Here is a 26016-nt window from a genome sequence, read left to right as displayed (position 1 = left end):
ATGCCCTGCTCGCGCTCGGCGCGCAGGCCGTCGGTGAGCAGCGCGAGATCGGTGAACTCGGTGCCGCGCTGCACGCTGGTCCGCTCGATCGCCTCGAGCTGGTCGGTGAAGATGCTCTTCGAGTCGTAAAGAAGCCGACCGATCAGCGTCGACTTCCCGTCGTCGACCGAGCCGGCGGTCGCCAGGCGCAACAGTTCGCTGCGATGCGGGGTAGTCATCAGAAGTACCCCTCCTTCTTCCGGTCTTCCATGCCCGCCTCGGAAATACGATCGTCGGCGCGCGTGGCGCCGCGCTCGGTGATCCGCGTCGCGGAAATCTCCTCGATCACCTTCTCGACGGTGTCGGCGTCGGACTCCACGCAACCGGTACAGGTCGCGTCGCCGACGGTCCGGAAGCGCACCCGCTCAGTGTGGCTGGTCTCGCCGTCGTAGGTCTCCAAGAATCGGGTCTGCGCCAGCAGCATCCCGTCGCGCGGGACGACCTCGCGCTCATGGGCGTAGTAGATCGACGGCAGTTCGATGTCCTCGGCGGCGATGTACTGCCAGATGTCGAGCTCGGTCCAATTGGAGAGCGGGAAGACGCGGATGTGCTCGCCGGAGTGGTGACGGCCGTTGTAGAGGTGCCACAGCTCGGGGCGCTGCGCACGGGGATCCCAACCGCCCTCGCGGTTACGGAAGCTGAAGACGCGCTCCTTGGCGCGGGCCTTCTCCTCGTCGCGCCGCGCGCCGCCGAACACCGCGTCGAAGCGGTTCTCGGTGATGCCGCGCAGCAGTGCCGCAGTTTGCAGCCGATTACGGCTGGTACCCGGGCCGGTCTGCTCCACGACGCGACCGGCATCGATGTCGTCCTGCACGTGGCTCACGACCAGGCGCGCGCCGGTCTGCTCGACGAGCCGGTCGCGGAACTCGATGACCTCGTCGAAGTTGTGCCCCGTGTCGACGTGCATCAGGGTGAAGGGCGGCGGCGCCGGCCAAAAGGCCTTGCGGGCCACGGCGTACATCACGACCGAGTCCTTGCCGCCCGAGAACAGCATGCCGGGGTTGCTGAAGGTCGCCGCGACCTCGCGGAATATGTGCACCGACTCGGCCTCGAGGGCCTGTAGGTGGGTCAGCTCGTAGCGGGTCTCGCTCACCGTGACGCCTTCTCTTGACATGTCGAGTATTCGACACTATGTGTTGACAATATGACAGCGACCGTAGGCGACAGCTCGACGCGGCGTCAACTGTCGCCGCCAACGCGACGGGTCGTCACGGTTCTGGACGCCCTTATCGACGCCTCGATCCGCCACCCCGAGCGTCGCAACACGCTCGCTGACATTGTGCGCGACACCGGGCTGCCGCGGGCGACGACGCACGCGATCGTCGTCGAACTCGCCGACTTGGGCTGGGTGCACCGCGGCGAGGACGGCACCATCGCCGTCGGTCCGGGGCTGGTCGCCACCGCATCCCGGGTCCTGGGTGCCGATCGGCTCACCGCCTCGGCGCGTCCGGTCTTGGCCGACCTGGCGAACGCGCTGCAGATGCCCGTCTTCCTCGCCCGCCGGATCGACGAGGAGACAGTGACAGCCGTCGAGTACGCATGGCCGCGTGCGGCAACGCGGGTACCCACGCTCCCGGTGGGCCGGCGCATCGATCTGCGCCCGCCGATCTGCCGCGAATTCATCGCCTGGGAGGCGCCCGCGGTGCGCGAGCGGTGGATCGAGGCGGCTGAGCCGTCGAACCAAGCACGGTTGCGGCAGGTGCTGGCGGTCGTTGCCGAGCGCGGGTACTCCGTCGAGCGCGTCGCCGATGAGCACCGCACGGTCATTGACGCCCTGACCACCATGGCGAGCGTGCCCCCGGCGCTGCGTCACCGGGTAGGCGCACTGGTCGGCGAGTTGTCGGCCGTCGACTACCTGCCGGAGGAGTTGATCGGTGAGATCGGCGCGGTCACCGTCGGTGCGCCGGTGTTCGAGGGAACCCAGGTGGTCGGGTCGGTGGTCGCCTGCCCGAACACGACGATGAGCGCCGACACCTTGGAGCGCCTGGGACGGGACGTCGTTGCTGCGGCACAGCGGCTGAGATCAGCCCCGTAGGACTACGATCCGGACATGGCGCAAACGCCCCGCAAGCTCGGCAGCACGGACCCGACCGCCTCACCGGGAGGCGCGTCCCGGGTGGCCTGGAAGCTGGACCTGCCGGACCGACATCTCGACGCCAATCTCCTCCGCCTCCCACCGGGCGGCTCCATCGCCACGCACACCGGCGGCGAGGTCGATGTGCTGGTCCACGTGGTCGACGGATCCGGGGTGGTCGGCATTGAGGACGGCGGGATCGAGGTCACCGCAGGCGACTTGGTCTGGCTGCCGCGGTTCTCGACGCGGTCGTTCACCGCGGGCGAGGACGGTTTGGGCTATCTAACGGTGCACACGCACCGCGAGCCGTCCCTGACTATCAAGCCCTTCGGCGGCTAACGACCCGGCGGCGTCTTCGTCTTGGCGTCGACGAACAGCGCGAAAGCCCCGTAGAGAGCCAGCAGGACGATCCCGATCCAGATCAGGCCCTTGATCAGCGGGTACAGGAACATCAACGCGATGAGCCCCAGGGCGATGATGGCGAGCGCTTTCCACATACCTCCACTTTGCCCGTATCGGCCGCCGCTGTCACCCACGGCTACCAACCAAGCACTTGCTAGGTTAGTCTGGACGGCATGAGTGACGCCGTGATCCCACCGCCGCTGAGCCCCGACGAACTTGGTCCCGATACCAGCCCGGTCGCCTACGAAACCGCACTCGACGGGGCACTCGCCTACGTCACGCTCAACCGCCCCGATTTCCGCAACGCGCAGAACTCGGTGATGACGTATTCGCTGGACTCGGCGTTCCGCAAGGCCGTCGACGATCCCGCGGTGAAAGTGATCGTCCTGCGCGCGGCCGGCAAGCACTTCTCCGCCGGCCACGACATCGGCACCCCCGAGCGCGACTTCCACGTCTACTACGACAACGCCGCGACACTGCACTGGGACCACACCACACCCGGAGGTAGCGCGGAAACACCGATGACCGCCGACCAGCGCCTGGCCCGCGAGACCGAGGTCTACATGGGTATGTGTCGCCGCTGGCGCGACATCCCCAAGCCGGTCATCGCCCAGGTCCACGGCGCCTGCATCGCAGGCGGACTCATGCTGGCCTGGAGCTGCGACTTCATCGTGGCCGCCGACGACGCCTTCTTCTCCGACCCGGTCGCCCGCATGGGCATCCCTGGCGTCGAGTACTTCGCCCACGCCTTCGTCCTGGGCCCGCGCCGGGCCAAGGAAATCCTGTTCACCGGCGAGCGCTTCACCGCCGCCCAGGCGCTCGACTGGGGCATGGTCAACCACGTCGTCGCGCGCGACGACCTCGAGGCCAAGGTCACCTCGATCGCCGAGCAGATCGTCGCCATGCCGATGCAGGGGTTGTTCCTCTCCAAGAAAGCGGTCAACATCTGCGAGGACCAGATGGGGATGCGCAACGCGATGGACTCGGTCTTCGGCTGGCACCACTACGCGCATGCCGCCAACGCCGAGGGCGGGGGCGACTCGTTGGGCGGGATGGATGCGAAGTCGATGAAGTCCTCGGCCGCCGGGAGCGCAGCGAGCGGGGCCAATCAATCTGCCGAGAAATCTGCGAAGGCGTAGCGCCATGGATCTCCTTTTCGACGACGATGCCCAGGCCTTCCGTACCGAGGTGCGATCCTGGCTCGACGAGAACGTTCCGGCACAGCCGCTCCCCTCGATGGACACCGCCGAGGGCTTTGAGGCCCACCGCGCGTGGGAGGCGAAGATGGCCGACGCCCGGATGTCGGTGGTCAGCTGGCCCGTCGAATACGGCGGCCGCGACGTACCGCTGCTGCACTGGGTGATCTTCGAGGAGGAGTACTACCGCTCCGGCGCGCCCGGACGCGTCAGCCAGAACGGGATCTTCCTGTTGGCGCCGACGCTGTTCGAGCACGCGAGCAAAGAGCAGCTGGACAAGATCATGCCGCGCATGGCCCGCGCCGACGACATCTGGGGCCAGGCGTGGAGTGAGCCCGAAGCGGGCTCCGACCTGGCGTCGCTGCGCTCCACCGCGACGCGCACCGAGGGCGGCTGGCTGCTCAACGGGCAGAAGACGTGGAGTTCACGCTCGTCGTTCGCCGACTGGGGCTTCGGCCTGTTCCGCTCGGACAAAGAGGCCCAAAAGCACAGGGGCATCACCTATTTCATGTTCGATCTTCGGTCACCCGGAGTCACCGTCCGGCCGATCGCCCAGCTCGACGGTGAGCCCGGCTTCGCCGAGTTGTTCCTGGAGGACGTGTTCGTCCCCGACGACCCGGCAGATCCGGCGAACTCCGGCGTCATCGGCGAGGTCAACAACGGCTGGAAGGTCGCGATGAGCACGGCGGCCAACGAGCGCGGACTCTCGCTGCGCTCCCCCGGCCGCTTCCTGGCCACCACCGACCGGCTCGTCGACCTCTGGCGCACCCGGGCTTCGGACACCCCACCGACGGCCTCGACCGACCAGGGGGTCGTCGACGCCTGGATCGGCGCGCGCGCCTACGAGCTGTCCACCTACGCGACGGTCAGCCGGCTCGCCGCGGGCGGCCAACTCGGCATGGAGTCATCGATTAACAAGGTGTTCTGGTCGCAGTGGGACATCGCTGCCCACGAGACCGCCCTGGCACTGCAGGGGGCCGACGCCGAACTGGCCGACGGCTGGACCGACGGCTACCTCTTCTCACTGTCGGGCCCGATCTACGCGGGTACCAACGAGATCCAACGCAACGTCATCGCCGAGCGACTCCTCGGCCTGCCCCGAGGGGACCGCTGACATGGAGTTCCTCCTCGACGACGAACACGTCGGCCTTGCCGAGACCATCGACGGCCTCGCCAGCCGACTCGACGCCGTCGCCGCCAACCGGGCCTGGGCCGACGGCGACACCGCGCCTGGGTTGAAGCTCTGGTCGTCGCTCGCCGAGCTCGGTATCACCGGACTCCTCGTCGACGACGAGCACGGCGGCGCGGGGGCCGGCGCCATCGAGATGACCGTCGCCGCCGAGGCGTTGGGCCGTCACGCGGTTCCCGGACCGGTAGCCGAAACGCTGGCCGCCGTACCGATCGCCCTGCGCTCCGCCGGACGCGGCGCCGAGCTCGCCTCGTTGGCGGAAGGCTCTCTCGCCACGATCGCCGTCGGAGCCTGGCAGCCACGCGCCGCCGACCCGGTCGCTGCGACCGTCTACACCCTCGTCGACGGGGAGCTTGGCATCGGAACGGCCGAGCAGCCGCTGGTCACCGTCGACCCGTCGCGCACCGTCGCTGACGTCACGACCGGCACGGCACTGGGTTCCGCCGATGCCGACGAAGTGCTCAACTACGGCGCGCTCGCGACGGCGGCACAACTGTTGGGCCTGGGCACGACGATGCTCGACCTGGCCGCCGAGTACGCCAAGACCCGCCAGCAGTTCGGGCGCGCGATCGGTTCCTTCCAGGCGGTCAAACACCACCTCGCCGACGTGGCCATCGCCCTGGAGATGGCCCGGCCGCTCGTGCACGGTGCCGCCCTTGCACTCGATGGTCAGGTTCCCGACGGCGTGAACACCGACCGCGAGGTGTCCGCGGCCAAGGTTGCCGCTGGCGATGCCGCCTACCTGGCCGCGCGCCGATCCCTGCAGGTGCTGGGGGCGATCGGCTACACAGTTGAACACGACCTCTCGCTGTACTTGACCAAAACACAGGCGCTGCAGAGCGCATGGGGCACGGCGGCCGCGCACCGGCAGCGGATCCTGGAGACCCTGCGATGACCACCGAGACCATTTCCGCGGAGGACCTGGTCGCGCTGCGCGATTCGGTAGCCGACCTGTTGGGGCGCCGCGGCGGCAGCGAAGCCGTGCGCGCGGCGATCGCGTCTGACCGGCGCACTGACGAGCGGCTGTGGGAGGGACTCACCGAGATCGGCGCGCCGGCACTGGCCATCCCGGAGGAACTCGGCGGCGTCGGCGCGGGCTGGACCGGGTTGGCCGCCGTCGTCGAGGAAGTCGGCGCAGCACTGGCACCGGTCCCCCTGTTCTCGTCGGCCGTGCTGGCGACCGGAGCACTCCTCGTCGCGCTCGAGCACAACGGTTCCGACGACGGGTCGTCGGTGCTCGTCGAAGCGCTCGCCAGCGGCGAACGGATCGCGACGCTGTGTGCGGCGAGCGAACATTCCTGGGACACACCGAGGGTCACCGCCGACGGCGGAATCCTCAACGGCACCGCGCACTACGTGACCGATGCCGAGGCCGCCACCGATCTGGTCGTTCTGGCTGGCGGTGGACCGGTCGTGACGCTGCACCACGTACCCGCGGATGCACCCGGCGTCGAGATCCGCCCGGTCGCCACCATGGACCCGACCCGACCGCTCTCCGAGGTGTCGTTCACCGACGTGTCGGCGACGGCGATCGGTGCCCCCGACGACCTCGTCGCCCGCGTGCGCGACCTGGTGTGGGCACTGCTGGCCGTCGAGCAGGTCGGTGCCGCCGGCGCCGCGCTCCGGATGACAGTCGAATACACCAAGGAGCGCAAGCAGTTCGGGCGGGTGATCGGCTCGTTCCAGGCACTCAAGCACCGTATGGCCGACATGTACGCCGACGTCGAGACGTCGCGCTCCATCGCCTACGCGGCGGTCGAGGCGATCGGGACGTCCGAGGGTGCTGAGCTGGCGGCCGCCGCGCACGTCTACTGCTCGGAGGCGTTCGGACGCGTGACCGGTGAGGCGATCCAGCTGCACGGCGGCATCGGCATCACCTGGGAGCACGACATCCAGCTGTACTTCAAACGCGCCGCCTCATCGGCGCAGTTCTTCGGCCAGCCGGTCGATATCCTGGCGGCTACGCGCCTCCCCTAGCGTCACGGTGGTCGAATGCCCGCGGCGCAGGTGCGGGTGTATCGAGACCCGAGCCCGTCAGGTACCGCTGAAGGTTGGGCCCGACGTCGGCGACGAGTTCGTCGATCGACATCGACGCGACGGGCTCTATCTGCAGGAGTTTCCGCACCACCAGCAGCCCCGCCATCTGCGAGGCGACCAGTGCCGTGCGCTTCGCACCGTCGCCGATCTCCTCGTCGACCCGCACCCGGACGTCCTTGAGTACGACGTCGGTTAGAAAGGTCCGCAGCAACGACTCGTCACCCCCGGCGACGGCGCTGCGGAAGGCGGCGACCGCCCCCATCCCGATCGGGGAATCCCACAGCCCGACGATCGTCCGGATGAGTACCTCCCCAAGTCTGTCGAGAGGTGCGTCACCGAGGGTGCGCACCACCATCGCAGGGTCTCCCGGCAGGGCCACGACCTCGACGAAGAGATCGTGTTTCGTACCGAAATAGTGGTGCACCAGGGCCGAGTCGACGCCTGCCGCGGCGGCGATCGAGCGGATCGACGCCTTGTCGAAGCCGACCTCGGCAAACCGGCTTCGCGCCGCGGCGAGGATCACCGACCTCGTGTCCGAAGACCCGGGCCGACGGCCCGTCCGCCCACCGCTCATGCTGTCCGCCGGCGCAGCGTCGCGGCTCCGAGGCACAGCGCGACGAGCGCGAAGGCCGCGATGATCGCGATGTCACGCCACATCTGCCCGGTCGCCGACGGGTGCTGCGACACCTCGTTCAGCGCATCGACGGCGTAACTCAGCGGGAGCACGTTGCTGATGGCCTCCAGCCACCCCGGCAGTTGGTGGCGCGGGACCAACAATCCGCACAGGAACAGCTGCGGTGCGACGACCAGCGGCATGAACTGCACGGCCTGGAATTCGGTGCGGGCGAAGGCACTGGCCAACAGTCCCAGTGCGACGCCGAGTACGGCCACCACGACGGCGACGAGAATCACCAGCCACACACCGCCGGCGGGATCGAGACCGAGGAACCAGAAGCTCACCGCACAGGCGACCGCGGCCTGGACCGTCGCTGCCACCGAGAAGGCCGTGCCGTAGCCCCCGAGGAGGTCGAGCTTGCGCATCGGCGTCGTCATCAGCCGCTCCAACGTTCCCGACGACCGCTCGCGCTGCATCGCGATCGCCGTGATGAGGAACATGACGACAAACGGGAGGATCCCGAGCATGCTGATGCCGACTCGGCTGAACAGCGTCGGTTGGCCGGGCATCGTCGGATAGTCCTGGTAGACGAAGTAGACCAGCACCATCAGCAGTGACGGCACGGCGACGATCATCGCCAGCGTCCGGTGGTCGGCGCGGAGTTGCTTGAGGATGCGGACCGTCGTCGCCAGGTATGGGGTCGTCATTGTGCTGCTCCAGCCGCTTGGATGAGAGTCAGGAACGCTTGATCGAGGTTGGACTCCCCGGTGCGTGCGCGTAGTTCGGCGGGCGTCAGCTCGGCGAGAAGTCGCCCCTCCCGCATCAGGAGCAGTTGATCGCAGTGCTCGGCCTCGTCCATGACATGACTCGAGACGAGCAGCGTCACACCCCGCGCGGCCAGGTCGTGGAACCGGGCCCACAGCTCCGCGCGCAGGACCGGATCGAGACCGACGGTCGGCTCGTCGAGGATGAGTAGTTCCGGATCGGCTACGAGGGCGCACGCCAGCGAGACCCGGGTCTTCTGACCTCCGGACAGCTCATCGCCGCGGTGCTTCGTACGGTCGGAGAGACCGACAAGGTCAATGGCCGCCGCCACGTCATCGCGCGACCGACCGTAGACCGCCGCGAAGTAGGCGACGTTGTCGCGCACGGACAGATCGTCGTAGATGCTCGGCGCCTGGGTCACGTACCCCACACGTCGGCGCAGCGACGGTGATCCGGCCGGTTCACCCAAGACGGTGAGCTCGCCGGACTCGACGATCTGGGTACCGACGATCGAACGCATCAGCGTCGTCTTCCCACATCCCGACGGTCCCAGGAGGCCGGTGATCGAGCCACGCTCGACAGTCAGGCCGACGTCGCGCAGAACTTCGGTCGCGCCGCGTTTGACCCGGAGGTTGCGAACCTCGACCGCGAGTAATTCATCACTCGGTGAACTCATCATGCGATGAAATGTAGCGCGCATTGAGCCCTGCGTCAATGGATTCGGGCTCGCTCGACGCGGATTCAGGCTCGCTCGGCGACGGATCGGGCTCGCTCGGCGCTGAAATGGGCTCAGTCGGCGAAGGCTTCGCGGACCTGCTCGACGGTCAGACCGTAATCGGCGAGGTCGTAGCGGTGCTGTGGCTTGCGGTCACCGGAGGCACTCTCCTCGTCGAGAGCGGTCATGGCCGCGCGCGCCTGCTCCGACGGCTCGGTGCCCAGCGCCGCGTACACCTTCTCGACGGTGCCGAAAGGATCGCTGCGCAGATCGGCGAAGTCGACGTCGACGAACTGCGCCGGATCGTATTTCGCCCGCGCGGCGGTGAAATCGCGCAGCCCGCGCGACCACAGCGCAAGTTGGTCCCGCCCGATCTGCTCGCCGACGAAGGTCGTCGACCAACCCGGCGTCGCGTGTTCGGCGAGGCTGCACATCGACGCGATGATCGTTTCCGGCGCACGGTGGGTCTGCACCACCAAGGCATCTGGATAGGCCGCCATCAGGGCGTCCAGCGCGAACAGGTGGCTCGGGTTCTTCAAGACCCAGCGCTTCTCCGGCGAGGTGCTGCCGATCAGCTGCAAGTTGCGGCGATGGCGCTGATAGGCCGGCGTCCAGTCCTGCGCGGCCAGCCACGACGAATAGGTCGGCACGTGCGCCAGCGATTCGTAGGAGATCGACATGATGTCCTGGCGCAGCAGCTGCCAGCACTCCTCCACCTCGGCGGCGGTCATATAGTGCAGGCCCATGAACTCGGGGTTCTCGACGTGGTGCAGCGCGAGTCCGGCGTCGATCTGCTGGTACACCGGGTTGGCGGCCCACTCCCCGCGCGGCGGGCGCGGCTGCGGGAACTCGGCCAGCCACATCTCCAACCCTTGGTGAGCCGGATCAGCCGACAGCAGCCGGTGCAGTGCGGTGGTTCCGGTGCGCGGAAGACCCGTGACGAAGATCGGGCGGGTGATCTCCACGTCGGCGTATCCGGGGTTGGCCTTCCACGACGCTTCAGACAGCAGGCGGGCGACAAGTGCGCCCTTGAGGAAAAACCGGAACATCTTGGACCCGAGAGGGGTGAGGCCCGCTTCGTCGCGGTAGGAGTCGAGCAGGATGGCCAACGCCTCGCGGTAACCGGTGTCGTCGCCGAAATCGGTGAGTCCGGTTGCACGCGTTGCTGATTCGTGGAGGTCGTCGACGGTGCCGACGCTGGTCTTGCGGTCCGCGTCAGTCATGATATTCGCCGCAGTTCACGTCCAGCGTGTGCCCGGTGATCGCACTCGCCAGGTCCGACGCGAGGAACAGGGCGGCGCGGGCAATCTCGTCGGGGGTGGGAAGGCGCTTGAGGTCGCTCTTGGAGGCCGTCTGCTCGTAGACCTGCTCAGTGGTGATGCCGTACTTCTTGGCGATCTCTCCGAAGTACCACTTGAGCTGGTCGTCCCAGATATAGCCCGGGGCGACGCTGTTGATACGGATTCCCTTGTCGCCCAGCTCTGTTGCCAGCGTTTGCGACATCGCCAGCAGTGCCGACTTGGCCAGTTTGTAGCTGCCGTAGCGCGGCTCGGAGTGGCGGATCACCATCGAGTTGATGTTGACGATCGAGCCCTTCGACGCCTCCAGCGGCTCGGTGAACGCCTTGATGACGCGCAGTGTGCCCAGCACGGTCAGTTCCAGACCGGCGGTGATCTGCTCGAAGTCGGTGCGCGCCAACGGTTTCATCGACGGCATCGCGAAGGCGTTGTTGATCACGACGTCGGCGCCGCCGTACTCCGCGACGACCGTCCGCACGAGCGAGTCGACCGCCTCGTCGTCGGTGATGTCGGTCGGGACGGCCAACGCGATGCCACCACCGTCGATGATCTCGTCGCGGATCTCGTTCAGTCGCGACTCGGTGCGTGCGGCGAGGACGACCTTTGCCCCTTGCGCCGCAGCCTGCAGGCAGAGCGCCTTACCCAGTCCAGGGCCGACACCGGAGACGACGACGGTCCTGCCGTCCAGTAGCCCGTTCACGCCAACATCCTCCTTGCGAACGCGCGTTGACGGGCCGCTATGCGCGCGGCCCAGCCCTGCTCATCGATCCGGTTCTCGTCGTAGAACGGCAGTCTCGCCGCCACCTCGTCGAGGTCGACGACCTCGGCGGTCGGACCGAGTTCGACGCCGATCGGGTCGTCGGTGCGCTGCCAGCGGAACTGCAGAATGCCGCGCCGGCGGCCGGTCGTCTCGACCCAGTTGGCGACCCCGGGATTGCGCGCGGAGATCACCATGCGGATCTTGCCGTCGGGATCGGTTTGTGCCTGCGCCGAGGTAAGGGAAGTCTGGTGGTTCACGTAGTCCAGCGAGATGTACCAGAGGCTGCCGAGCTGGAACCCCTGGTAGGGCGCGTCGCTGTCCGGGACGGTCACGATCATCGCCTTGTCCTCCGGCAGGTCGAAGTGACCGACCGACGAGAATTGGGTGGCAAGTCCGCCGGGCGTAGGCCGCGGCGCCGTGAACGTGTTGACGGGTTCGTCGAGGTAGAACCACTTGGGGAAGTTGAACCAGGTGTGGATGCGCGAAGTCAGCATCTTCGCCGCGGTGGCATACCGGCGCTTGACCCGCTCCAGGCTCGGCTCGTCCGGCGCGGTCCCGGCGGTGTCGGTGCGCTCAATGGTCACGAGCCCCCGCTGTGCATCCCAGTCGGAGTACACCTCGCGCACCGCCAGGGTCGTCGCGCCGTCGGGAAGGACGAAGTAGTCATCCGGGGCGTCGTCGCGGGCAGGCCCGAAAGTCAGCTCGAACGTGCCGTCCGCGGCAATGGTCAGGCGACGGTCGTCGAATGCGGAATCCCCGTCGGGCACCGAGTCCGCCGAGTATTCCCCGCACAACACCTGGAAACTCAAATCCGTTGTGCTGCCGCGCCTTCCGCGTACCACGTAGGTGGCGTCGGGTTCGACCACGGCGTGGTAGTAGATCGTGTCCGGATTGTCCAGGCCCATCTTCGAGTACGGCCCGGTCGACGTCACGAAGTAGGGGTGGGCCTTGTTGTGGGCCCGCACAAGCTGCAGGATCGCCGAGATCGAGCCGGCGAGATAGTCGTAGCCCTCGGCGAGATCGGCATCGGTCTCAGCGAAGTCGGCACTGGCGATGAGCCGCTCGGCATCGGCGATCGCAGCACTGAAGGGTGCAGTCGCCAGCTCCGACTCGACGCCGGATGGAGCAGTCGCAAGCTCCTGCTCACGGCTCATAGCCACGTGTCTCCGCCAGTCCAGGTGAGGAAGTCGTCGAGCTCGGCCTGCGCCGGGGTGACCCGCGGGTGCTCGGTGGACAGATACCCACCGCGGTAGAACAGCAGCGGCTTGTCCTGCAGTACCTCGCCCAGCGTCGTCGCGCGGCCGATCACGATGTGGTGGTCGCCGCCGTCGACGACACGGTCAATCTCGCACTCCACCCATGTCAGCGCGTGCCGGATCACCGGCAAGCCCAACGGCGACTTGTCCCACGAGATCGCCTTGAACTTGTCTTCGCCGGGTGCACCGAACGTCGCGCTGACGTCTTGCTGGCGGTTGGCCAAGACGTTGACGACGAACTTTCCGGCCGCCTCGATGACCGGCCAGCTGCGCGAGGTCTTCATCGGGCAGAACAGCACCAACGGCGGGTCGAGCGACAGTGCCGCGAACGACTGGCACGCGAAGCCAACCGGCTTGTCGTCGGCGTCGATCGTCGAGATCACCGTGACGCCGGTGCAGAACTGCCCCATCGCCGTGCGGAACTGGCGCGAATCGAAATCGCTGGACCCGTAGGGCTGGTTGGCCATGGCCGCGCTCAGCCCTTGAAGCCGATGGAGAAGTCGTGGCCCCACAGGCTGACGGCCGTCGACTCTCGCGCGATCCACTCGGCGTCGTCGACGGTGCGGCCCTCACAACCGAACTCCACGTCGAACCCGCCGGGGGTCTTCATGTAGAACGACAGCATCAGATCGTTGACGTGACGCCCGATCGTTGCCGACTGCTTGATCTTCTTCCGCAACGCCCGGTCGTGGGCCAGCCCGACGTCGTCGACGTCGTCGACCTCGACCATGAGGTGCACGATCCCGGTGCCGTTGGAGAACGGCGAGAAGGCAATCGAGTGGTGGCGCGGGTTGACGCCGAGGAAGCGCAACCACGCCGGGTCGTCGCCTTCGCCGCGGCCGACGACCTGTGGCGGCAGCTGCATGGAGTCGCGCAGCTTGAAGCCCAGGACGTCACGGTAAAACGTGAGCGCCTTCGCGTCGTCCTGACTGGTGAGGACGACGTGGCCCAACCCCTGCTCGCCGGTCACGAAAGTCTGCCCGTAGGGCGGCACGACGCGGCGGTGCTGCAGCGCGATGCCGTGGAATGCCTCCAGCACGTTGCCGTCGGGATCGTTGAAGATGATGAGGCCGTCGACGGCGCGCTCGACCTTCTCCTCCTTGGTGCCCTCGCGGAAGTCCACGCCGGCCGCGGTGAGCCGGTCGCGGACCTCCTGCAGGCCCTCCGCGGTGGCGCACTCCCAGCCCGAACACGCAAGGTGGTCGCGGTCGGAGGGGACGATCACCAGCCTTGCCGGGAAATCGTCCATCCGCAGGTAGAGAGCGCCGGGAGTAGTCCCCTTGCCCTCGACCATGCCGAGGACCTTGAGACCGAACTCGCGCCAGGCGTCCATGTCGGTGGCGTCGATCCGCATGTACCCAAGGGAACGGATCGGGGACTGATCGCTGGTCATTGAATTCTTTCCTCCGCGGGGCTGTATCGAGACCTAGACCATGGTGTCGCCGATGGGGATGCCGAACTCCCCGTTCCCGAAGGCCACGTAGGCACGCTCGGGGTCATTGGCGGCGTGGACACGACCGCCATGGGCGTCGCGCCAGAAGCGCTGGATCGGCGAATCGACGTTCAGGGCGCCGGCACCGGAGTTCTCGAAGAGCATGTCGATCGCCTCGATGGCACGGCCGGTCGCGCGGACCTGGTCGCGGCGGGCGGCCAGGCGCAGCTCCATCGGGACCTCCTCGCCGGCGAGGATCAGGTCGTACTCGGCCTGCAGGTTGCCCGAGAGCTGGCGCCACGCGGCGTCGATCTCGCTGGCGGCCTGGGCGATACGCACCTTGGCGAAGGGGTCGTCCTTGCTCTTCTCGCCGGCGTAGGCGGCGCGCACGCGCTTGCCCTGGTGCTCGACGTGGGCGTCGTAGGCGCCGTAGGCCATGCCGACGATGGGCGTCGCGATGGTGCTCGGGTGGATGGTGCCCCACGGCATCTTGTAGACCGGCGCGGTGTTGCGCTCCAGGCCGGGGCTCTCGCCCATGCCCATCGTCCGCATCGACAGCACGCGGTGGCGCGGCACAAAGACGTCCTTGACCTCGAGCGTGTTGGAGCCGGTGCCCTTGAGGCCGACGACGTTCCACACGTCCTTGATGGTGTAGTCCTCGCGCGGCAGGAGGTAGCTGACGAAGTCGACGGGGCGGCCGTCCTTGATCACCGGGCCACCGACGAAGGTCCAGTCCGCGAGGTCACAGCCTGACGAGAAGGCCCAGTTGCCGTTCACCTTGTAGCCGCCGTCGACGACCTCGCCGATGCCCATCGGCGCGTACGACGAGGAGATCCGCACGTCGGTGTCCTTGCCCCAGACTTCCTCCTGGGCCTGCTGGTCGAAGAGCGCCAGGTGCCAGTTGTGCACGCCGATGATGCCGGCGACCCAACCGGCGGAACCGCATGCCGAGGCGATCCGGCGGACCGCCTCGTAGAAGCTCACCGGATCGCACTGGTAGCCGTTCCACTGCTCCGGCTGCAGCAGCTTGAAGAAGCCCGCTTCCTGCAACTGCTGAGCACTCTCGTCAGACACGCGGCGCGCATCCTCGGTAGCCTGTGCGCGCTGCGCGAAGTCGGGCAACAACGCGTCGATGTTGTCGAGGACCTTCTGCGCCTCGGCGCTGCGGTGGGTCGTGCTGGCTGCCATGTGCCTCTCCTGCCTGTGGGCGGCGGGCTTTATCCATCGCCTCGCCGCGAAGCGTACGGGCTAAGACTAGAACACGTTCTCATTTCTGTCGAGAACGGGGCCATACGTCCTGTTTGCTGCTGTAATCGTTGCCATCGAAGGTTGCGATTCGGCACACTATTGGAACGTGTTCTAGTATTGACATAGGACGTCGCAGCCCCGATGGAGGAGTAGCCATGACCACCACCCAAAATTCGGACGTGCGCGAGATCGACACCGGTGAGATCCCGTCGCGCTTCGCGCGGGGCTGGCACTGCCTGGGCCTCGTCGAAGAGTTCGGCGACGGCAAGCCGCATTCGATCGAGGCCTTCGGCACCAAGCTCGTCGCCTGGACCGACACCACGGGTGAACTGCGCGTGCTCGACGCATACTGCCGCCACATGGGCGGGGACCTGAGCCAGGGCGTGCTGCGCGGCGACAACGTCGCCTGCCCGTTCCACGGTTGGCAGTGGAACGGCAAGGGCCGCTGCGCGACGGTGCCCTACGCCAAGCGCAATCCCAAGCTCGCCAAAACCCGTACCTGGCCGACGATGATCCGCAACGGACAGGTCTTCGTCTACAACGACCCCGAGGGCAACCCGCCGGCGGAGGACTGCTACATCCCCGAGCTCGAGGAAGTCGGCTCGGACAAGTGGACCGACTGGACGTGGACCCGCATGGTGATCGAGGGCTCCAACTGCCGCGAAATCATCGACAACGTCGTCGACATGGCGCACTTCTTCTACGTGCACTACGCCCTGCCGGACTACTTCAAGAACGTCTTCGAGGGCCAGACCGCGGCGCAGTACATGAACAGCCACGGCCGCCCCGACGTCGCGATCATGTCGTCCTACGGAGACAGCCGACTCGAGTCGATCGCCGCGTACTACGGCCCGTCGTACATGCTCAACCCGATGGTCCAGTACTACGGCGGCTACGCGGTCGAAACGATCCTGACCAACTGCCACTACCCGATCGACGAGAACAACTTCGTCCTCATGTACGGCGTCATGGCGAAGATCCCCGAGGGACTCACCGCCGAGCAGGGTCAGAAGATGGCCTCGAAGATCAGCGCCGGCATCGAGGTCGGCTTCCTGCAGGACGTCGAGATCTGGAAGCACAAGACTCGCATCGACAACCCGCTGCTCGTCGAGGAGGACGGTCCCGTCTACCAGCTGCGACGGTGGTACGAGCAGTTCTACGTCGACGCTGACGACGTCACCGAGGAGATGGTCCAGCGCTTCGAGTACGAGATCGACACGACCAAAGCCGTGGAGAACTGGAACATCGAGGTGCAGGAGAACCTCAAGCGCCAGCAGGAGGAAGCCGCCGCCGAGGAGGCCGCCAAGACCGCCGCGGAGGCCGGGGTCTGATGACCCGGGTGGCGCCGGGCTGGGCGAAAGCGCCCGACTACCACGACGACCCAGCGCGCCGGGCCGCGATTGAGGCTGCCACCGCCCGCGACCGCCAGCACTACTTGCGCAACGGTCTCACCGAGATCGAGTGCCGCGCGTGCCACGCCTGCGTCTTCGTCAAGAAGACCAGCCCGCACCAGACGAGCGTGCAATGGACCGCCGCCGCCCGCGAGCGGTGCCCGGCTTTCGATGAGGTGCGCGCCGACGGCGGAAACCCCGCGATGCTGCCGGGCTGTCCGCGCCTGACCGCGTCGATCGACCACGGCGTCGCCGAGGGCATCATTCCCCGCGAGGGCCCCGAGGTCGATCCCGACGGGTACTGGTGATTCGTTTGGCTATTCGCTGAATAGCACACGACTTGGACAGTTTCTGTCTATATTGTCCAACGTGTCCAGCGAACGAGAGCCTCCCGACTGCCGCCGTGCGCCCGAGCCGGTCCGCGCCGCGGTGGCGGCGACACTCCTGCGCCTCGGGCGCCAACGGTTCAGCCTGTCGGCCGCCGCACAGGACGGATCAGTCAGCCGCAGCACGCTCTACAACTGGTTCGGCGACAAGCAGTCTGCCGTCGACGCCGCCTTCGACTACCTGGCCGAACAATTCGTCGCGATGTTCGCCGTCGCGGTGCAGACCGAGGACACCCTGGCCGGCCAACTCGGACAGGCCGCGGTCGCCATCAGCGAACACCGACGCTGGGCCGACCCCCTGTCGTTGCACACCACCGACCTCATCGACCTGATCCTCGACGAGCGCGGTGACGACCTCATGCGCCAGTCCGTCGCATTCTGGGCGCCACTCATCCGCAGCGCAGCGCAGCGCGGCGAGGTCACGGGCGGCATCGACGCCGATGCGGCGGCCGAATGGATCCTGCGCGCACTCTTCAGCATCGAGTTGCTGCCGCCCATACACGTCGACCTGACGAACCCCGATGCGGTTCGCACGTACTTCAGCACCTACATCCTCGGAGGTATCGCACATGACTAAGCCCGAGCACTGCATCGTCATCGGCGCCGGCGTCGCCGGTCTAGGAGCGGCGGTTCGGCTCGCCGACGCCGGGGTCCGGGTGACGCTTCTGGAGCGCCGCGCGCAGTTCGGCGGGCGCACGCATGCCATTCCCGTGCCGCATCTCGACGACACCGCCGACAACGGCATGCACGTGATCTCCGGCGCGTTCACCGAGCTCTTCGACTACCTCGACATGACCGGTAGCCGCGATCTGCTGATCCAGCCGGACCGGTACTCGCGCCGTGTCGAGCCGGACGGCGTCATCGACCCCCGCGGCCCCGCGGCCATGTTCTTCTGGGCGCCCGGGATCGGTGTCCGCCGACGCTTCGCCATGTGGAGCGCCTACCTGCGGATGGCGCGCGACGCCATCTGGCGCAAGGACTCGCTCAACAACATCACCGCCGAGCAGTGGATGGACTATGCCGGACTCCCCCGCATCCTGCGCGAGACGTGGATCGACTTCCTGATCATCGGCGCCCTCAACGAGAAGCCCGAACTGGCCTCGGCACGGGCGTTCCGCGACCTGCTGGCGATCATGGTCACCCGTGGGCGCGAAGCTGCGCAGAACGGCTCGCTGCTCTACTCGTCGGTCGACTTCAACTCACTGTTCGTCACCGGCGCAGAGAAGGTCCTCGCCAACAACGGCTGCGAGATCCGCGACAAGTCGACCGTGCGCAAGATCGTGATCGACGACGGGAAGGTCACCGGGGTCCGGCTCACCAATGGTGAGTTCATCGAGGCCGACGCCGTGGTCTGCGCGGTACCGCCGTGGAGCATCGAGGGCCTACTCGACGACCTGCCCGAGCACGAACGGCTCCACGAGATCGCCGAGCAACTCGTGCCCGCCCCGATCGTCTGCACGTACCTGTGGCTCGACAAGTCACTCGAGATGCCCTATGCGATCGACGCGCTAGTCGGCGGCATCGGCGTCGTCGAGCAGGTCTTCGACCGTCAGCGCATCGTCGGCTACGACGGCAGCGACCGCGGCCTGTACTCCTATTCGACGATGGTCAGCGCGGCTTACGACTTGAACTCCCTGCACACCAACCAAGAGGTCCTCGACGTCACGATGGACACCATCCGCAAGTACTACCCCTCTGCGCGCGACGCCGAGTTGGTGCACGGACTGGTCGTCCGGATGAAGAACGCGACGTTCAGCCAGCGCCCCGGCACCTTCGGCATCCGCCCGGACCAGAAGACCTCCGTCGATGGTCTGGTCCTGGCCGGCGACTGGACCCAGACCGACTTCCCGTCGACAATCGGCGGAGCCGCCCAGAGCGCACAGAGGGCCGTCGAGGCCCTCCTCGCCTGACCTCACCGATCCCTCACCGTTTCGTCAATCCAACGTCGATCGATGCTGGGTTGCCGAAACCGCGGCGCCTTTACGACCGATGTACGGGATGGTCACGCCCCGTCACTCTTCTTGCGCGCCTCGGCATGCTCGGCGCGCACCACTCGTTTGAGCAGCTTGCCACTCGCGTTGCGCGGCAACTGATCGACGAAAACGATCTCTTTGGGAACCTTGAACGAGGCCAGTCGCGATTTGGCGTGGACGACCAGCTCCTCCTCGGTGACGTCGCTGTTGGCCACGACGAACGCGACAACGGCTTCAATCCATTTCGGGTCGGGCACCCCGATCACGGCTACCTCGGCGACGCCTGTATGGGTGTAGAGGGCGTCCTCCACCTCGCGGGACGCAACGAGGACCCCGCCGGTGTTGACCACGTCCTTGATGCGGTCGACGACGGTGATGAACCCCTCGTCGTCGATCGACACCAAGTCCCCGGAGTGGAACCAGCCGCCGCGGAAGGCCTCCTCGGTCATTTCCGGTTTGTTCCAGTACCCGTCGCACAGCTGCGGTGACCGGTAGACCACCTCGCCCTGCCCGCCCGCCTCAACGGGTTCACCATTGCCGTCGATGACCCGGATCTCCACGTTGAGCACCGCCCGCCCGCAGGACGCGGGTCGCGCAGCGTGCTCCTCGGGGCGCAGCACTGTCGCCAGCGGACCGATCTCGCTCTGCCCGAAGGCGTTGTAGAAGCCCAATTGCGGCAACGCCTTCTGGAGCCGCTCCAAGACGGGCACGGGCATGATCGACGCACCATAGATCGCCTTGCGCAAACTCGACAGGTCGCGCCGCGCAAAGTCCTCGTGCTGTGACAACGGCACCCACACGGTCGGCGCCAAGAAGATGGAGCCGGCCCGGGTCTCCTCGATCTGTTCGAGGATGGCGGTGACGTCGGCGGACGGCATCAGTTGGTTGGCCGCGCCGACCGCCAGGTACGGCATCATCCACACGTGCATCCCGGCCGAGTGATAAAGCGGCATCACGTGCAGCGGTGCGTCGTTGCCGGTGAGGTCCAGCGCGACGATGGTCGAGAAGTACTCGTGCACCAGCGCCCGGTGCGACATCATCGCCCCCTTGGGGGCCGAGGTCGTGCCCGACGTATAGAGCAACTGGACCAGCCCGGACTCGTCCACGTCGGGTTCGGGCACCTCCGGCACCGGACCACCGCAGGACCGCACCCGCGACAGCAGTGATTCGTCGCTGTCGCGCAACGCCATGACCGGCACGTCACTGACCTGCACGACGCGGGGCGCGAGGCCCGGGTCAGCGAGGACCAGACTCGCCCCCGAGTCGGTGAGCAGATAGTCCAGTTCATCGCCGGTCAGCGCATTGTTGATCGGGACGTGCACCAAACCGGCCCGTGAGCAGGCCAGGAAGGCGATCACGTACGCGTCCGAGTTGGACCCGTAGACGGCCACCCGTTCCTGACTACCGACGCCTTTCGCGAGAAGTTCGGCGGCCGCCCGGGTGACGGCGTCGTCGAGTTCGCGGTAGGTCCACGACCGGTCGCCGAAGGCCAGCGCCGGGCGGTGCGGTGACCGCGCGGCGCTGCGCCTCAGGACGTCGTCAACGCGACTGGAGTGGATGGCGGACATGTCAGGCGTGGGCCTTTTCGTCCTCGTACTTCGCGGTCATGATCTCGACTGCCTTCATCTGCGCCGCGGCATGGTCCTCGCGGACCGCGGTCGCCCGCTCGGCGGCGTCGATGGTGGGCTGGGACTGACCCTGGAAGTGCGGGGCGACCTCGCGCATGAAGATCTCGTACGAGCGCTTGGTGGCCTCGAAGTTCGCCCAGTCATGACCCATCAGCAGCATGGACCCGAACCCACCGGACTGGTCGACGAGGCGCTGCACCTGTGCCCGCGCCTGTTCGGCCGTGCCGATCACGCCGATGCCGGCGCCGTTGATGAAGTCGATCATCTCGCGCAGGTTGTCGCCCGCTACCGCCATCTGAGGGAACGCGGCAACGTGCTCGAAGTAGTTGAACCAGTGCTCGATGCCGTACTCGACGTCCTTGTAGGCCTGCTCCTGGGTCTCGGCGATGTGGAACGGGCCGACGAGACGCCAGCCTTCCCGGCTGACCTGCTGACCGTTTGCCTCGGCGCGCTCTTCGACGATGTTCCAGTGGTGGGCCAGCGCGTTGAACCCGTCGGCGGTCAGCGTCGCGCCAATGCTGAGCATGCCCAACCCGTACTTGCCGGCCAGGCGCGCCCCGGTCGGGGAAGCCACGGCCGCGACAGTGATGTCGAACAGCGGGTCGGAATAGGGCGCCAGCTGCAGCTTCGCGTCGATGAGGTTGTGGGTGATGGTCTGCGTCGTGACCGTCTCACCGGCGAGCAGGCGCAGGATGACGTCGAGATTCGGCTCGAGGATTTCACGCGTCTGGGTCGGCGTCAGGCCGATCATCGCGGAGTCGGTGGGCAGCGAGCCCGGCCCGACGCCGAGCATGACGCGTCCGCGCGTCATGTGGTCGAGCTGCACCATGCGATCGGCGACCCAGAGTGGGTTGTGGTACGCGATCGAGGTGACGCCGGTGCCCAGCTTGATCTGGCGGGTGCGCGCGGCGGCCGCGGCGATGAAGATCTCCGGCGATCCGATCAGCTCGGAACCGGCCGAGTGATGCTCGCCGAACCAGGCCTCGTCGTATCCGAGTCGGTCCAGGTGCTCGACGAGCTGGAGGTCTTGCTCGAAGGCGAGCGTCGGGTTGATGCCGGGCTTGTGCACCGGTGCGATGAACGTCCCGAACTTGAGTCGTGCCATGGGGTCTCTCCTTTGATCTGGTGTAACCAGCGTCACACCTGCGGCCTGCACTGGGTATTCCACGAAAGTGCTATTCGCGAGTACCCCTTCGTGCGCTGCCGGACCGCGGCGGCAGTCAATAGCGTGTGGCCCACACCATCTCGTGGTGACGAATGAATCGAGCAAGGAGCATCGAAGATCATGTCCCGTTTCGCCAACAAGGTGGCACTGGTCACCGGCGCCGCGTCCGGAATCGGCGCGGCAGTCACGCAACAACTCATCGACGACGGCGCCACTGTGGTGCTGTTCGACCTCAACGCCGCGGCCGTCGAGTCTGCGGCAACAGCACTGGGTGACAAGGCCCTCGCCCATGCCGGCGACGTCACCAACGAGGACGACGTGAAGGCCGCCGTCGACGCCGCCGTGGCGAAGTTCGGCAAGCTCGACAGCGCCTTCAACATCGCCGGCCTGGCGAAGATCGGCACGATCACTGACGGCTCGGTCGCGGACTGGAATGCGACGGTGTCCGTGGTCCTGGGCGGCACCTATCTCGTGACGCGGTACTCCGCGCTGGCCATGCGCGCCGGCGGCAACGGCGGGGCGATCGTCAACGTCTCCTCGCTCAACGCCCACGTCCCCCTGTACGGCGGCAGTTCGTATGCCGCGGCGAAGGCCGGCGTCGAGGCCTTCACAAAGAACTCGGCACGTTCACCTGAGCAGAAGTAGCGCGGCCACATGCGCCCATAGTCACTGCATGTAGAGCGCGAGTTCGGTTCGCGAGCGGCATCCGGTGACACTCAGCACGTGGCTGACGTGCTTCTTCACCGTGTCCTCGGCGATCACCAGCGTTGCCGCGATCTCGGCGTTGCTCATCCCCTGCGCAACGAGCGCGGCGACGTCGCGCTGCCGGGGTGTGAGCCGATCGAGGCGCCCCACGGCCGACGGTAAGTCGTGCGGGAGGTTGCGACCGAACACCGTCAACTGTTTCGCGATGACCCCCAACACCTGCAGGTCGCGCTCGGAGAACGGGGCGTCGACAGCGAACATGCCAACGAGGCTGTGGCCGTCGCTGTGGCGCAGGTACAGAGTCCCCACGTCGGCGACGCCGCGTCGACCGAGGAAGTCACGCAGGTACATGCGTGACGCCTCCGGCAACACTGTGAGGTCGTGGGCCGACAGCACCCCCGACTGCTCCAGCTTGACCCGGGCCTCGTCGAGTTGGAACACGTCGTAGTCGACCCAGTCCGAGCGGTACTCGTCGAAGAGTGCCACGGTCCGGCCGTAGAGCATGGGGTCGGGATCCTCGAAGAGCGCCCCATAGGAGGGACCGGTGAAGAAGGTCGAGTTCCGCAGCCCGAATTCCCGGTGCAGCGCCTCGATCACGCGATTCTTGAACTCACCGATGGCACGTGATTCCTGGACGTGTTCGAGGAAGCGGAACACGCGCCGATAGTCGTCGACCTCAAGCGCTGTCGCCATCGCTGCTGCTCCCTTGCGGCACGCCCCCTAAAGGCCATGGTAGCGCCGCCTGCATAGTCGCCCGAGCGTCATTCCCTCACCGCTTCCTCAATTCGCCATCAATTGGGGCGGGGTTGACGAAACGGTGCGGGTACAGCGGCTACACGCCGGCGTTGGCGTCCTGCTTCTTCTTCAGTTCCAGCGCGATGTCGATGAGCTGGTCCTCCTGGCCACCAACGAGCTTGCGGTTGCCCGCCTCGATCAAGATTTCCGCTGCGGAGACGCCGTACTTCTCGGCGTGGCCCTCGGCGTGCTTGAGGAAGGAGCTGTAGCAGCCGGCGTAGCCCATCATCATGGCTGGGCGGTCCACCAGGCACTCGCTGGGCATGGCCGGGCGCACGACGTCCTGCGCGGCGTCGGCAATCTTCATGAAATCGACGCCGGTCTTGATCCCGAGCTTGTCGCAGACCCCGACGAAGGCCTCGGTCGGGGTGTTGCCCGCACCGGCGCCGAAGCGGCGGATCGAACCGTCGATCTGCTGGGCGCCCGCCCGGATCGCCAACACCGAATTCGCGACGGCGACGTCGAGGTTCTCGTGACCATGGAAGCCCACCTGCGCGTCGTTGCCGAGTTCGGCGACGAGTGCGGCCACCCGGTCGCCAACCTGCTCGAGCACCATCGCGCCGGCGGAGTCAACGACGTAGACGCACTGGCAGCCAGCGTCGGCCATGATGCGCGCCTGTTTGGCGAGCACCTCCGGCGACTGCGTGTGGCTCATCATCAGGAACCCGACGGTCTCCAGGCCGAGCTCGCGCGCCAGACCGAAGTGTTGGATCGACACATCCGCCTCGGTGCAATGCGTCGCGATTCGGCAGATCTGCCCACCGTTGTCGCGGGCGGCGATGATGTCATCCTTGGTCCCGAGCCCGGGCAGCATCAGGAACGCGATCTTCGCACGCTTGGCGGTTTCCGCGGCGGCGGTGATCAGCTGCTGTTCGGGGGTCTTCGAGAAGCCGTAGTTGAACGACGATCCGCCCAGGCCATCGCCGTGGGTCACCTCGATGACCGGAACACCGGCGTCGTCGAGCGCGGCAACGATGTCGCGCACCTCCTGCTCGGTGAACTGGTGGCGCTTGTGGTGGCTGCCGTCGCGCAGCGACGAGTCGGTGATCCGGATGTCGAGGGTGTCGGAGTAGGGCCGTGCATTGGCCATCAAGTCACTCATCACTCACTCACTTCCCGACCGCAGCAGTGGCGGCCAGTTTCGATTTGGCGATCTCCTCGCCCACCTTGGTGGCCGCGGCGGTCATGATGTCGAGGTTCCCGGCGTACGGCGGCAGGAAGTCTCCGGCGCCCTCGACTTCGACGAAGATCGAGACGCGGGCGAACCCGCCGTTGAGGACGCTCGGCGGATCGAACTGCGGGTCCTGCAGCAACCGGTAGCCGGGCACGTACTCCTGGATGTCCTTCTCGCGCTGGTGGATCGCCGCCGCAATCGCATCGGTATCGGCGTCGGCGGGGATCGCGCAGAAGATGGTGTCGCGCATGATCATCGGCGGATCGGCGGGGTTGAGGATGATGATCGCCTTGCCGCGGTCGGCGCCGCCGATCGTTTCGATGCCGCGCGACGTCGTCTTGGTGAACTCGTCAATGTTGGCGCGCGTGCCCGGACCGGCCGACTCGCTCGACACCGACGCGACGATCTCGGCATAGGGCACCGGAACGACCGAGGACACCGCGTGCACCATCGGGATCGTGGCCTGTCCACCGCACGTGATCATGTTGGTGTTGGGGGCGTCGAGGTGCTCGCGCAGATTCGCCGGCGGCACGACGGCCGGCCCGACGGCGGCGGGCGTGAGGTCGATCGCGGTGATCCCGGCGGCCTCGTACTTCGGTGCGTATTCGCGGTGCACGTAGGCGCTCGTCGCCTCGAAGATCAGGTCCGGCTTCTCCGCGGAGGCGAGCAGCTCGTCGGCGCCGCCGCTCATCGTGATCAGGCCGTGCTCGCGGGCACGCTTCATGCCCTCGGAATCGGCGTCGATCCCGACCATCCACCGCGGCTCGATGACGTCGGACCGCTCGAGCTTGTACATCAGGTCGGTCCCGATGTTGCCCGAGCCGATGATTGCGGCGCTCAGTTTCGCACTCACGTGAGGCTCCTTCTGCGTTGAATCCCGTTAGGGGGAGAATCAGTTCTAGGTGAAATCCAGGGTGACGCTGCCGAGTCCGGCGAACTCGGCCACGAAGTGGTCGCCCGAGGCGATGTCGATGGCACGGGTGGCGGTGCCGGGCAGGATCACGTCGCCCTTGCGCAGCCGCACACCGAACGACGACACCTTGTTGGCCAGCCACGACACCGCGTTGAGGGGATGCCCCAGGACTGCCGACGAGTTGCCCTCCGCGATGACCTCGCCGTTGCGGGTCAACGTCGCGTCGATGTTCCCGGTGTCGATGTCGGCGATCCTCACGCGCTCCTGGCCGAGGATCCACCCGCACGACGACGCGTTGTCGGCGATCGTGTCCGGCAGGGTGATCTTCCAGTCCTTGATGCGCGAGTCGATCAGCTCGATCGACGGGACGACCCACTCGATGGCCGCGATGACGTCGTCGTTGGTGCAACCCTCGCCCGGCAGGTCCTCGCCCAGGATGAACCCGACCTCCACCTCGACGCGCGGGATGCACAGGGCGGAGAAGTCGATCGGCGTGCCCTCGAAATACTGCATGTCGTCGAGGAGGTGCCCATAGTCGGGCTCGTTGACGCCCATCATCTTCTGCATCGCCTCTGACGCCAGGCCCACCTTGTGGCCGGCCACCTTCGCCCCTGCGTCGAGGCGCTTGCGGATGTTGATGAGCTGGATCTCGTAGGCGTCGACCACGTCGAGGTCGGGATGGCTGGCGGTGGGCGGGGCGATCCCTACCGCGGTGGCCTCGGCACGGGCCAGGTCATCGGCGATCTGGGCGCGCAGTGCGTCACTGACGGCCATTGCGTCTCCTCACGATGATGAAGCGAACTGGTTGCTATTTTGACACTTGCTCGGGCCGCCGTATAGCCGTCTAGCTGCTGTAGAC

At 66.9% G+C, this 26016-nt stretch carries 29 protein-coding genes; 11 read left to right on the top strand and 18 right to left on the bottom strand.

What is annotated here, in order from left to right:
* Together B4L26_RS15295 and cysD are read right to left on the bottom strand one after the other, a co-directional pair.
* A partial coding sequence (locus tag B4L26_RS15295; protein WP_290720092.1) for a GTP-binding protein occupies window positions 1-218 on the bottom strand: 218 nt, incomplete at its 3' end.
* A complete protein-coding gene (gene cysD / locus B4L26_RS15290) occupies window positions 218-1153 on the bottom strand; it encodes a sulfate adenylyltransferase subunit CysD (protein ID WP_290720091.1) in 936 nt (311 codons plus the stop codon). The genes B4L26_RS15295 and cysD, both read right to left, overlap by 1 nt.
* 30 nt (window positions 1154-1183) lie before the next feature.
* On the opposite strand from cysD, the gene B4L26_RS15285 reads away from it, so the two are divergent.
* Window positions 1184-2074, top strand: a complete 891-nt coding sequence (locus B4L26_RS15285) for a helix-turn-helix domain-containing protein (RefSeq protein WP_290720089.1) — start codon at window positions 1184-1186, stop codon at window positions 2072-2074.
* A 15-nt stretch (window positions 2075-2089) separates the two neighbouring features.
* Window positions 2090-2452 carry a cupin domain-containing protein gene (locus B4L26_RS15280; RefSeq protein WP_290720087.1) on the top strand — a complete coding sequence of 121 codons (363 nt, stop codon included), beginning with the start codon at window positions 2090-2092 and terminating at the stop codon, window positions 2450-2452.
* Here B4L26_RS15280 and B4L26_RS15275 read toward each other — a convergent pair.
* Entirely contained in the window at window positions 2449-2610 is a 162-nt protein-coding gene (locus B4L26_RS15275; RefSeq protein ID WP_290720086.1) for a hypothetical protein, read from the bottom strand. The two genes, B4L26_RS15280 and B4L26_RS15275, sit on opposite strands and share 4 nt — an antisense overlap.
* A gap of 78 nt (window positions 2611-2688) precedes the next feature.
* On the opposite strand from B4L26_RS15275, the gene B4L26_RS15270 reads away from it, so the two are divergent.
* Genes B4L26_RS15270 through B4L26_RS15255 form a run of 4 tightly spaced genes read left to right on the top strand, consistent with a single transcriptional unit; the run spans window position 2689 to window position 6877 of the window.
* Window positions 2689-3654, top strand: coding sequence for an enoyl-CoA hydratase (locus B4L26_RS15270; protein ID WP_290720085.1), 966 nt, complete (start codon window positions 2689-2691; stop codon window positions 3652-3654).
* Window positions 3655-3658: 4 nt separating this feature from the next.
* The gene (locus B4L26_RS15265; RefSeq protein ID WP_290720084.1) at window positions 3659-4825 is read left to right on the top strand and encodes an acyl-CoA dehydrogenase family protein; all 1167 of its coding nucleotides are present in this window, start codon (window positions 3659-3661) and stop codon (window positions 4823-4825) included.
* A 1-nt stretch (window position 4826) separates the two neighbouring features.
* Window positions 4827-5795, top strand: a complete 969-nt coding sequence (locus B4L26_RS15260) for an acyl-CoA dehydrogenase (RefSeq protein ID WP_290720083.1) — start codon at window positions 4827-4829, stop codon at window positions 5793-5795.
* Window positions 5792-6877, top strand: a complete 1086-nt coding sequence (locus B4L26_RS15255) for an acyl-CoA dehydrogenase family protein (protein WP_290720082.1) — start codon at window positions 5792-5794, stop codon at window positions 6875-6877. The genes B4L26_RS15260 and B4L26_RS15255 overlap by 4 nt, the downstream gene beginning before the upstream one ends.
* Here B4L26_RS15255 and B4L26_RS15250 read toward each other — a convergent pair.
* The 9 genes from B4L26_RS15250 to hsaA form a co-directional block, all read right to left on the bottom strand.
* The gene (locus B4L26_RS15250; protein WP_290720081.1) at window positions 6861-7511 is read right to left on the bottom strand and encodes a TetR family transcriptional regulator; all 651 of its coding nucleotides are present in this window, start codon (window positions 7509-7511) and stop codon (window positions 6861-6863) included. The genes B4L26_RS15255 and B4L26_RS15250 overlap by 17 nt on opposite strands.
* Window positions 7508-8260, bottom strand: coding sequence for an ABC transporter permease (locus B4L26_RS15245; protein ID WP_290720080.1), 753 nt, complete (start codon window positions 8258-8260; stop codon window positions 7508-7510). The genes B4L26_RS15250 and B4L26_RS15245 overlap by 4 nt, the downstream gene beginning before the upstream one ends.
* Window positions 8257-8994: an ABC transporter ATP-binding protein gene (locus B4L26_RS15240; RefSeq protein ID WP_290720098.1), complete on the bottom strand. Its 738-nt coding sequence runs from the start codon at window positions 8992-8994 to the stop codon at window positions 8257-8259. The genes B4L26_RS15245 and B4L26_RS15240 overlap by 4 nt, the downstream gene beginning before the upstream one ends.
* A 113-nt stretch (window positions 8995-9107) precedes the next feature.
* Entirely contained in the window at window positions 9108-10256 is a 1149-nt protein-coding gene (locus tag B4L26_RS15235; protein WP_290720079.1) for a sulfotransferase family protein, read from the bottom strand.
* Window positions 10249-11031 carry an SDR family oxidoreductase gene (locus B4L26_RS15230; RefSeq protein WP_290720077.1) on the bottom strand — a complete coding sequence of 261 codons (783 nt, stop codon included), beginning with the start codon at window positions 11029-11031 and terminating at the stop codon, window positions 10249-10251. Before B4L26_RS15230 ends, B4L26_RS15235 begins: the two co-directional genes overlap by 8 nt.
* The gene (locus B4L26_RS15225; protein ID WP_290720076.1) at window positions 11028-12245 is read right to left on the bottom strand and encodes a hypothetical protein; all 1218 of its coding nucleotides are present in this window, start codon (window positions 12243-12245) and stop codon (window positions 11028-11030) included. The genes B4L26_RS15230 and B4L26_RS15225 overlap by 4 nt, the downstream gene beginning before the upstream one ends.
* Window positions 12242-12814, bottom strand: a complete 573-nt coding sequence (hsaB, locus tag B4L26_RS15220) for a 3-hydroxy-9,10-secoandrosta-1,3,5(10)-triene-9,17-dione monooxygenase reductase subunit (protein ID WP_290720075.1) — start codon at window positions 12812-12814, stop codon at window positions 12242-12244. The genes B4L26_RS15225 and hsaB overlap by 4 nt, the downstream gene beginning before the upstream one ends.
* Before the next feature lie 8 nt (window positions 12815-12822).
* Window positions 12823-13740 carry an iron-dependent extradiol dioxygenase HsaC gene (gene hsaC, locus B4L26_RS15215; RefSeq protein ID WP_290720074.1) on the bottom strand — a complete coding sequence of 306 codons (918 nt, stop codon included), beginning with the start codon at window positions 13738-13740 and terminating at the stop codon, window positions 12823-12825.
* A 33-nt stretch (window positions 13741-13773) separates the two neighbouring features.
* The gene (gene hsaA / locus B4L26_RS15210) at window positions 13774-14967 is read right to left on the bottom strand and encodes a 3-hydroxy-9,10-secoandrosta-1,3,5(10)-triene-9,17-dione monooxygenase oxygenase subunit (RefSeq protein ID WP_290720073.1); all 1194 of its coding nucleotides are present in this window, start codon (window positions 14965-14967) and stop codon (window positions 13774-13776) included.
* 215 nt (window positions 14968-15182) lie between these two features.
* Between hsaA and B4L26_RS15205 the strand changes: the two genes are divergently transcribed.
* From B4L26_RS15205 to B4L26_RS15190, 4 genes are all read left to right on the top strand, one after another.
* Entirely contained in the window at window positions 15183-16358 is a 1176-nt protein-coding gene (locus tag B4L26_RS15205; protein WP_290720071.1) for a Rieske 2Fe-2S domain-containing protein, read from the top strand.
* A complete protein-coding gene (locus tag B4L26_RS15200; RefSeq protein ID WP_290720070.1) occupies window positions 16358-16726 on the top strand; it encodes a hypothetical protein in 369 nt (122 codons plus the stop codon). Before B4L26_RS15205 ends, B4L26_RS15200 begins: the two co-directional genes overlap by 1 nt.
* A 61-nt stretch (window positions 16727-16787) precedes the next feature.
* Entirely contained in the window at window positions 16788-17381 is a 594-nt protein-coding gene (locus tag B4L26_RS15195) for a TetR/AcrR family transcriptional regulator (protein ID WP_290720068.1), read from the top strand.
* On the top strand, window positions 17374-18714 hold the full coding sequence (locus tag B4L26_RS15190) for a hydroxysqualene dehydroxylase (protein ID WP_290720066.1): 1341 nt from the start codon (window positions 17374-17376) through the stop codon (window positions 18712-18714). The genes B4L26_RS15195 and B4L26_RS15190 overlap by 8 nt, the downstream gene beginning before the upstream one ends.
* Before the next feature lie 92 nt (window positions 18715-18806).
* Here B4L26_RS15190 and B4L26_RS15185 read toward each other — a convergent pair whose 3' ends face one another.
* Together B4L26_RS15185 and B4L26_RS15180 are read right to left on the bottom strand one after the other, a co-directional pair.
* On the bottom strand, window positions 18807-20345 hold the full coding sequence (locus B4L26_RS15185; RefSeq protein WP_290720064.1) for a fatty acyl-CoA synthetase: 1539 nt from the start codon (window positions 20343-20345) through the stop codon (window positions 18807-18809).
* A gap of 1 nt (window position 20346) precedes the next feature.
* Complete coding sequence (locus B4L26_RS15180) at window positions 20347-21510, bottom strand: LLM class flavin-dependent oxidoreductase (RefSeq protein ID WP_290720062.1); 1164 nt, start codon at window positions 21508-21510, stop codon at window positions 20347-20349.
* A gap of 180 nt (window positions 21511-21690) precedes the next feature.
* Between B4L26_RS15180 and B4L26_RS15175 the strand changes: the two genes are divergently transcribed.
* Window positions 21691-22215 carry an SDR family NAD(P)-dependent oxidoreductase gene (locus B4L26_RS15175; RefSeq protein ID WP_290720061.1) on the top strand — a complete coding sequence of 175 codons (525 nt, stop codon included), beginning with the start codon at window positions 21691-21693 and terminating at the stop codon, window positions 22213-22215.
* A 21-nt stretch (window positions 22216-22236) separates the two neighbouring features.
* On the opposite strand, the gene B4L26_RS15170 is transcribed toward B4L26_RS15175, so the two are convergent.
* The 4 genes from B4L26_RS15170 to B4L26_RS15155 form a co-directional block, all read right to left on the bottom strand.
* Window positions 22237-22968, bottom strand: a complete 732-nt coding sequence (locus B4L26_RS15170) for a helix-turn-helix transcriptional regulator (RefSeq protein ID WP_290720058.1) — start codon at window positions 22966-22968, stop codon at window positions 22237-22239.
* A 139-nt stretch (window positions 22969-23107) separates the two neighbouring features.
* Window positions 23108-24172, bottom strand: a complete 1065-nt coding sequence (gene dmpG, locus B4L26_RS15165; RefSeq protein ID WP_290720057.1) for a 4-hydroxy-2-oxovalerate aldolase — start codon at window positions 24170-24172, stop codon at window positions 23108-23110.
* Window positions 24173-24179: 7 nt separating this feature from the next.
* Window positions 24180-25097: an acetaldehyde dehydrogenase (acetylating) gene (locus tag B4L26_RS15160; protein ID WP_290720056.1), complete on the bottom strand. Its 918-nt coding sequence runs from the start codon at window positions 25095-25097 to the stop codon at window positions 24180-24182.
* 45 nt (window positions 25098-25142) lie between these two features.
* Window positions 25143-25931 (bottom strand): 2-keto-4-pentenoate hydratase, encoded by a 789-nt coding sequence (locus B4L26_RS15155; RefSeq protein ID WP_290720055.1) that lies wholly within the window; start codon window positions 25929-25931, stop codon window positions 25143-25145.
* Between the last annotated feature and the right edge of the window lie 85 nt (window positions 25932-26016).

This window comes from Gordonia sp. UBA7599, assembly GCA_002477755.1.
Lineage (GTDB): Bacteria > Actinomycetota > Actinomycetes > Mycobacteriales > Mycobacteriaceae > Gordonia.
This window is presented reverse-complemented; position numbering and strand designations above follow the sequence as displayed.

Coding starts and splice junctions, on each gene's coding strand:
- B4L26_RS15185 (WP_290720064.1), bottom strand. CDS start 20,345: ATGTCCGCCATCCACTCCAGTCGCGTTGACGACGTCCTGAGGCGCAGC.
- B4L26_RS15285 (WP_290720089.1), top strand. CDS start 1,184: ATGACAGCGACCGTAGGCGACAGCTCGACGCGGCGTCAACTGTCGCCG.
- B4L26_RS15170 (WP_290720058.1), bottom strand. CDS start 22,968: ATGGCGACAGCGCTTGAGGTCGACGACTATCGGCGCGTGTTCCGCTTC.
- B4L26_RS15255 (WP_290720082.1), top strand. CDS start 5,792: ATGACCACCGAGACCATTTCCGCGGAGGACCTGGTCGCGCTGCGCGAT.
- B4L26_RS15175 (WP_290720061.1), top strand. CDS start 21,691: ATGTCCCGTTTCGCCAACAAGGTGGCACTGGTCACCGGCGCCGCGTCC.
- B4L26_RS15260 (WP_290720083.1), top strand. CDS start 4,827: ATGGAGTTCCTCCTCGACGACGAACACGTCGGCCTTGCCGAGACCATC.
- cysD (WP_290720091.1), bottom strand. CDS start 1,153: ATGTCAAGAGAAGGCGTCACGGTGAGCGAGACCCGCTACGAGCTGACC.
- B4L26_RS15280 (WP_290720087.1), top strand. CDS start 2,090: ATGGCGCAAACGCCCCGCAAGCTCGGCAGCACGGACCCGACCGCCTCA.
- B4L26_RS15245 (WP_290720080.1), bottom strand. CDS start 8,260: ATGACGACCCCATACCTGGCGACGACGGTCCGCATCCTCAAGCAACTC.
- hsaA (WP_290720073.1), bottom strand. CDS start 14,967: ATGGCAGCCAGCACGACCCACCGCAGCGCCGAGGCGCAGAAGGTCCTC.
- B4L26_RS15180 (WP_290720062.1), bottom strand. CDS start 21,510: ATGGCACGACTCAAGTTCGGGACGTTCATCGCACCGGTGCACAAGCCC.
- B4L26_RS15225 (WP_290720076.1), bottom strand. CDS start 12,245: ATGAGCCGTGAGCAGGAGCTTGCGACTGCTCCATCCGGCGTCGAGTCG.
- B4L26_RS15270 (WP_290720085.1), top strand. CDS start 2,689: ATGAGTGACGCCGTGATCCCACCGCCGCTGAGCCCCGACGAACTTGGT.
- hsaC (WP_290720074.1), bottom strand. CDS start 13,740: ATGACCAGCGATCAGTCCCCGATCCGTTCCCTTGGGTACATGCGGATC.
- B4L26_RS15265 (WP_290720084.1), top strand. CDS start 3,659: ATGGATCTCCTTTTCGACGACGATGCCCAGGCCTTCCGTACCGAGGTG.
- hsaB (WP_290720075.1), bottom strand. CDS start 12,814: ATGGCCAACCAGCCCTACGGGTCCAGCGATTTCGATTCGCGCCAGTTC.
- B4L26_RS15235 (WP_290720079.1), bottom strand. CDS start 10,256: ATGACTGACGCGGACCGCAAGACCAGCGTCGGCACCGTCGACGACCTC.
- B4L26_RS15240 (WP_290720098.1), bottom strand. CDS start 8,994: ATGAGTTCACCGAGTGATGAATTACTCGCGGTCGAGGTTCGCAACCTC.
- B4L26_RS15205 (WP_290720071.1), top strand. CDS start 15,183: ATGACCACCACCCAAAATTCGGACGTGCGCGAGATCGACACCGGTGAG.
- B4L26_RS15190 (WP_290720066.1), top strand. CDS start 17,374: ATGACTAAGCCCGAGCACTGCATCGTCATCGGCGCCGGCGTCGCCGGT.
- B4L26_RS15275 (WP_290720086.1), bottom strand. CDS start 2,610: ATGTGGAAAGCGCTCGCCATCATCGCCCTGGGGCTCATCGCGTTGATG.
- B4L26_RS15200 (WP_290720070.1), top strand. CDS start 16,358: ATGACCCGGGTGGCGCCGGGCTGGGCGAAAGCGCCCGACTACCACGAC.
- B4L26_RS15155 (WP_290720055.1), bottom strand. CDS start 25,931: ATGGCCGTCAGTGACGCACTGCGCGCCCAGATCGCCGATGACCTGGCC.
- B4L26_RS15250 (WP_290720081.1), bottom strand. CDS start 7,511: ATGAGCGGTGGGCGGACGGGCCGTCGGCCCGGGTCTTCGGACACGAGG.
- dmpG (WP_290720057.1), bottom strand. CDS start 24,172: ATGAGTGACTTGATGGCCAATGCACGGCCCTACTCCGACACCCTCGAC.